Below are 2,264 nucleotides of genomic sequence, written 5' to 3' on the forward strand. Positions count from 1 at the left end.
CTTCTCGGCACAAAAAATAATCGCACATCGATCAAAGATGTTTCGCTACACCACTATCCAGCTCTCAAGCAGCACGCCCGCCACCGATCCCGCCACCGATTCACGGCAGCAGCACCCAACGACGGGCCACCAGAGGAACGCGCGCAACAAAGCGTGCGGCCTCAGAACCCCAACAGCATGCCAGCCCCGCAGAAGGACGAGAACCAAGGAAGACGACGATCGCTCGGGTGTTCCACCCGCATGCCCGCCCGCGGCACGAACGGCCACGACGACGAGCACATGGCACCCCACGCCCACCGAATGGGCGGGATGCGCATGCTCCCTAGAAAGGAGGTGATCCAGCCGCACCTTCCGGTACGGCTACCTTGTTACGACTTCGTCCCAATCGCCGATCCCACCTTCGACCACTCCCTCCCCGAAGGGTTGGGCCATGGGCTTCGGGTGTTACCGACTTTCATGACGTGACGGGCGGTGTGTACAAGGCCCGGGAACGTATTCACCGCAGCGTTGCTGATCTGCGATTACTAGCGACTCCGGCTTCACGGGGCCGAGTTGCAGACCCCGATCCGAACTGAGACCGGCTTTAAGGGATTCGCTCCGCCTCGCGGCCTCGCAACCCTCTGTACCGGCCATTGTAGCATGTGTGAAGCCCTGGGCATAAGGGGCATGATGACTTGACGTCGTCCCCACCTTCCTCCGAGTTGACCCCGGCAGTCTCTCACGAGTCCCCACCATGACGTGCTGGCAACATGAGACAAGGGTTGCGCTCGTTGCGGGACTTAACCCAACATCTCACGACACGAGCTGACGACAGCCATGCACCACCTGTGCACGGGCCACAAGGGAAGCCGTGTCTCCACGACCGTCCCGTGCATGTCAAACCCAGGTAAGGTTCTTCGCGTTGCATCGAATTAATCCACATGCTCCGCCGCTTGTGCGGGCCCCCGTCAATTCCTTTGAGTTTTAGCCTTGCGGCCGTACTCCCCAGGCGGGGTACTTAATGCGTTAGCTGCGGCACGGACCCCGTGGAATGGGGCCCACACCTAGTACCCACCGTTTACGGCGTGGACTACCAGGGTATCTAATCCTGTTCGCTCCCCACGCTTTCGCTCCTCAGCGTCAGTTACTGCCCAGAGACCCGCCTTCGCCACCGGTGTTCCTCCTGATATCTGCGCATTTCACCGCTACACCAGGAATTCCAGTCTCCCCTGCAGTACTCGAGCCTGCCCGTATCGCCTGCACGCCCGGGGTTGAGCCCCAGGTTTTCACAGGCAACGCGACAAGCCACCTACGAGCTCTTTACGCCCAGTAATTCCGGACAACGCTCGCACCCTACGTATTACCGCGGCTGCTGGCACGTAGTTGGCCGGTGCTTCTTCTGCGCCTACCGTCACTTCCGCTTCGTCGGCGCTGAAAGGAGTTTACAACCCGAAGGCCGTCATCCCCCACGCGGCGTCGCTGCATCAGGCTTGCGCCCATTGTGCAATATTCCCCACTGCTGCCTCCCGTAGGAGTCTGGGCCGTGTCTCAGTCCCAGTGTGGCCGGTCGCCCTCTCAGGCCGGCTACCCGTCACCGCCTTGGTAGGCCATTACCCCACCAACAAGCTGATAGGCCGCGGGCCCACCCCATGCCGCTACATAGCGCTTTCCACCCAGCCCCATGCGGGGCCGGGTCGCATCCGGTATTAGACCCGGTTTCCCAGGCTTATCCCGGAGCACGGGACAGATTACCCACGTGTTACTCACCCGTTCGCCACTCGTGTACCCCGAAGGGCCTTACCGTTCGACTTGCATGTGTTAAGCACGCCGCCAGCGTTCGTCCTGAGCCAGGATCAAACTCTCCGTCAAGAACCATCAACCCGCCCGCGCCCCCGCCCCGGAGGACAAGGAGCCACGGGCGAATCAGTACTATCCGAAGACCAAACTACTGGCCTTGCAAATTGTCTTGCTCAATCGGCGCCCCAGCACGACCAGGCGACCACCCCGACGAGGAGGGGCCCACCCAGGAGCAAGGACGCCACGCGCAGAAAGATATGCCACCAACAGCGGCACACCAGACCGAAACCGGCCCCGCGCGCTCGCGGCACCCACGCGATCATCACCCGGCCACCCACCACGACCCGCCCCGACTAGGGGACCGATCACGGCGACAGCCAGGATCCATTCTCACCAAAAACAAAACTGGCACACTGTTGAGTTCTCAAGCAACACGCCCACCAGGCACCCCGCCGAACACGGCGGGGAAGCTCCCCCAGGCACAGCCA

The 2,264-nt window shown here is 61.9% G+C and carries 1 rRNA gene; it reads right to left on the reverse strand.

From position 1 onward, the window contains the following. Positions 1 to 326 precede the first annotated feature (326 nt). Positions 327 to 1,848 (reverse strand): 16S ribosomal RNA (locus tag FXO18_RS15785). Positions 1,849 to 2,264 lie beyond the last annotated feature (416 nt).

Source organism: Lolliginicoccus suaedae, assembly GCF_008312885.1.
GTDB classification, from domain to species: Bacteria; Actinomycetota; Actinomycetes; order Mycobacteriales; family Mycobacteriaceae; genus Lolliginicoccus; species Lolliginicoccus suaedae.